General features: G+C 37.5%; 4 protein-coding genes and 1 pseudogene. 2 read left to right on the top strand and 3 right to left on the bottom strand.

All coding sequences use genetic code 11. The features are described from left to right. Nucleotides 1-152: 152 nt before the first annotated feature. A complete protein-coding gene (locus BLR60_RS24500; RefSeq protein ID WP_090505217.1) occupies nucleotides 153-518 on the bottom strand; it encodes a transposase in 366 nt (121 codons plus the stop codon). A gap of 536 nt (nucleotides 519-1,054) precedes the next feature. Next, nucleotides 1,055-1,591, bottom strand: coding sequence for a hypothetical protein (locus BLR60_RS24495; protein WP_090505214.1), 537 nt, complete (start codon nucleotides 1,589-1,591; stop codon nucleotides 1,055-1,057). 204 nt (nucleotides 1,592-1,795) lie between these two features. On the opposite strand from BLR60_RS24495, the gene BLR60_RS24490 reads away from it, so the two are divergent. Together BLR60_RS24490 and BLR60_RS24485 are read left to right on the top strand one after the other, a co-directional pair. Beyond that, nucleotides 1,796-2,464: a hypothetical protein gene (locus BLR60_RS24490; protein ID WP_143009154.1), complete on the top strand. Its 669-nt coding sequence runs from the start codon at nucleotides 1,796-1,798 to the stop codon at nucleotides 2,462-2,464. Between the two features lie 297 nt (nucleotides 2,465-2,761). Next, entirely contained in the window at nucleotides 2,762-3,151 is a 390-nt protein-coding gene (locus tag BLR60_RS24485; RefSeq protein WP_090505208.1) for a hypothetical protein, read from the top strand. A 521-nt stretch (nucleotides 3,152-3,672) separates the two neighbouring features. Here the strand turns inward: BLR60_RS24485 and BLR60_RS24480 are convergent. Further along, nucleotides 3,673-3,876: pseudogene (locus BLR60_RS24480) on the bottom strand (transposase); the annotation flags it as partial.

Below are 3,876 nucleotides of genomic sequence, written 5' to 3'. Positions count from 1 at the left end.
AACTTACAAAATATAATCCTTCTTTATTATAAAGTTTATATTTACGGCTAATTTCTTTAGGTTTTTCGCATTTAACATACCTGTTCTAGTAACTTGTTGGTTTGTTTTTAAAAAATACGGAATGACTACATTGCACACGCGGCACGCGTGCGCTAGCCAAGGCTAGTGAGGGAAATAGTGTCTTTCTTAAATATTAAGCCTACGTTGCACACGCGGCACGCGTGCGCTAGTAAGGAATTTTCTTTAATTGCCTTTACAATTTCTTTGGAAGTATATTCTTTTATTCTGCCCAATAAAATATCTGGATTATGATTTTTTGCACTAAATATCAAATGTATGTGACTTGGCATAATGCACCAGCAATAGAGTTCTAAGCCCAGGTTTTTCTTACAGTAAATTAAGCTATCAACGATAATATCGCAATATACCGGACGAACAAATATATCTATCAAATATACTGTTGCAAAACTTACAAAATATAATCCTTCTTTATTGTAGAATTTATATTTACGGCTCATTTCTTTAGGTTTTTCACATGTGACACACCTGCGCTAGTGAAAGTTTTACGCTTTATTGTTTATAAAAATACAGGATGAATTAACCATTTTAGCTGGGTAGCTGGCCAGATAATGGTTCTATTTATAGAGGTGATTGTGATTTACAATTTAAGAAAATAAAATTGTACTTTCTTAAATATTTTGTTAGGCTTGAGTATCGACTGTAAATGGCTTTACTATTCATCAAGGATTTCCTTTGCTATACTTAAATAGAATTTAGTACGAATTGCTCAGCTACATTGCACACGCGGCACGCGTGCGCTAGCGGGGGGTTAACAAAACCTGCCACTACCGGATTATCGTGCAGGTAAGTTGCCTTTTGCTCAATAACAGCCGTACTCCACAACTCTATTTATCTATCGGTTGGTGTGTCACCTACCGAAATTAAGTGATATAACCGCTAGCAACCACCCCCCCTTTGGGCACCCCTCCTAAATCAGGAGGGGAGTTTTCCCTCACAGCTGTATAAGTTAAATGGCCAATTAAAATTTGAACGGTTATAGCGTAGCTGCTAAACTGAAAGTTTCATTATATTCGTAACACTCAGCAGCATTATGCCAGGCATCGCAGTCTGACAGCCAATCATAAATCATTTTATATGCGGTAGTAATTTCGGCAGAAAATTTTAAGGTTGCGCCTTCAAAATCATCTTCCTGAAAGATGTAGGCATTTAATCCAACATATAATAGTTCAGAAAGATGCGCTACATCAAATTGGCTAACAGCCTGTAGGTTATAATCCAGGTTTATGGCATAAAGCTGAAAGGTTTCTTCGCTGGCCAAAAGTTTTGTTTTGGTAAGCAAGCTGATGAGATTGTTTACATCATAAAGAGCGTTGGCAATGGTAATGGGTTTGTGTTTGCCAGAGCGTGGATCGGGCCCGATAGCTGCACTAAGCATTTCGGTAAGGAATTGATTCACATCCGATAAACTAACCATATCGAAATAGGCTTCAATAAGTGTCCGGAATTCGGTTACAGCTGCTACCTCATTTGGGAGCTGTGTGTTTCGGTTTTTACAATTGTCGGTTTGCATAACATTGTTAAAAAAGTATACTTAGGGGCTGCAAACCGACAATCAACTCCATACAGAGATCAATTGAAAATGCGTTTCTAAAACGCTCCCCTAAGTAATATTGTTAAAAAAATGATTTGCTTATACCGTCTCTGTTATGTTAGAACTTTATTGATTATCGATTTGCATAGGCAATATAAATAGAATAAATCAATCTGCAAAATATTGTTGCTCAAACGGCACATAAATGAAAGCAGTTCTATACTCGCAGTTAGGAGTTCTGTACTTGCAGTTGGTAGGTTTATACTTGCAGTAAACAGTTCTATCAACGCAGTTAACAACATTATGCTTGCAGTAAACAGTTCTATACTTGCAGTTAACAAAATTATACTTGCAGTTGATAGATTTATATTTGCAGTTAACAGTTCTATAAACGCAGTTAGCAATTTTATCGGAGATGTAGGCAACTTTATTAATGCAGTCAATAATTCTATGCTTGCAGTTGATAGTTTAGACGTTGCGGTCGGTACTTCAGACCTTGCAGCCGATAGTTCAGACGTTGCAGTCGACAGCTCAGACTTTGCAGTTGATAGTTCAGACGTTGCAATCGACAGTTCAGATGTTGCAGTCGATAGTTCAGACTTTGCAGTCGATAGTTCAAACGTTGCGGTCGACAGTTCAAACGTTGCAATCGATAGTTCAAACGTTGCAGTCGACAGTTCAAACGTTGCAGTCGACAGTTCAAACGTTGCAATCGACAGTTCAGACGTTGCAGTCGACAGTTCAGACGTTGCAGTCGATAGTTTAGAGGTTTTAGTTGATAGTTTAGAGGTTGGCTTGAACGTATTGCTGATTATTTTCGGATTAATAAAGCAGAGACAATTGAAGATTTAAAAGCACAAGTCATACAGCGCGCCGCCTTGCCCGCTAAGACTGCGCTAGCAAGGGAAAAAGCGTCTTTCTTAAATATTAAGCCTCCCTTGCTGGCGCACGCGTGCGCCAGCAAGGGAGGCTTTTTGCTTTTATCAACAGAAAGTATAAGTGTGGTTAGTACTTCGTAATGAAACATTCCGTTTGCAAATCAGTTGGGTTACTAATTATTGCGAAGCACATTGTAACATTAAAAAGAATTTTTGTTACAAAAAATTGTTTTTGTGTAACATTTTTATGATTTATTTATATATTTGTTAGATGGAAACCGATTTAGTGACCTATGTTGATTTATACAAAATAAAAGCTGACCTGATGAAGCAGGTGCAGCAATTGGATTTATTGATGGAAAAAGCTAAGCCAAAACATTTCGATTCGCTGAACTCATTAGTGAATAATATCACCCTGGGTGTGTATGATTATCCTTTTAATGGGATGCTAAACGAAAAAATAATTTTCACTTTAAAAATATTGAAAAACGGGACCAAGGCTGATATCAGGAAGTATATGTCAATCGTCGGAGACAAGGTGATTGAAAGGCCAAACTTTGGGAATGATCTGGATTCGACCTTAACGGCTCTTAGTGACGCTAAGATATTGGTTGGGCACATGTCAATATTTGAGCCAAATGAAATAAATTTTAGCCTATAGGATGAATGTTATTGTGGATTTATGATTCAATTTATCAACAATTCAAGGTCTGTTAAAACTTATAAGTTTTAAAGCCTTATATTTACAAAATAAAATAAGCCTACTACTAATAGGCTTACTTTAATACCGAAGATGATGTCTGGGTAAGGAGAAACACCTCCAGTAGCACATTTTTGAATTCAGGATTTAGGTTCTCGCCAGACTTGGATAATTAGGGTAACTCCACGTGGAAGTGGTTGTATAGTGCAAGGACTTTGAGGCCGCTGCATCCTTGATTATTCCAGGTCTTTCCTGTTTCCGAATCATTAGAGCAAAAGTATAAACTTTTCTTTATATAAGTTCTATCTCCGTTTCTTTTTTCTCCACAACTTTCTCTTTCTGTTGTTTCTCCTATTTCTCTAGTTTTTTCTGTCTGTTCCAACGGTTGGTTTTTCCCTTATGTTAAATTCTTCTTTTTCTTGATTTCCCTCTGTTCTCCCACGCTAGCGCACGCGTGCCGCGTGTGCATTTCTATATATCCTTTACAGTTCATCTAATTCTATCAACCCCTTACCACCACTATAATCTATTGCGCTGCTATATTTCCAATGCCAAGCCTCGTTAACAAAACCTGCCAATACCGGATTATCATGCAGGTAATCTGCCTTTTGCTCAATAACAGCCGTACTCCACAATTCTATTGGCTTATTGTTGTGTTGCCAAAATTGATATCCTTTAACGTTACT

It is taken from the genome of Pedobacter terrae (assembly GCF_900100705.1).
Lineage (GTDB): Bacteria > Bacteroidota > Bacteroidia > Sphingobacteriales > Sphingobacteriaceae > Pedobacter > Pedobacter terrae.
The sequence above is the reverse complement of the archived record's forward strand: the minus strand, read 5'-3'. Positions and strand labels throughout refer to the sequence as shown.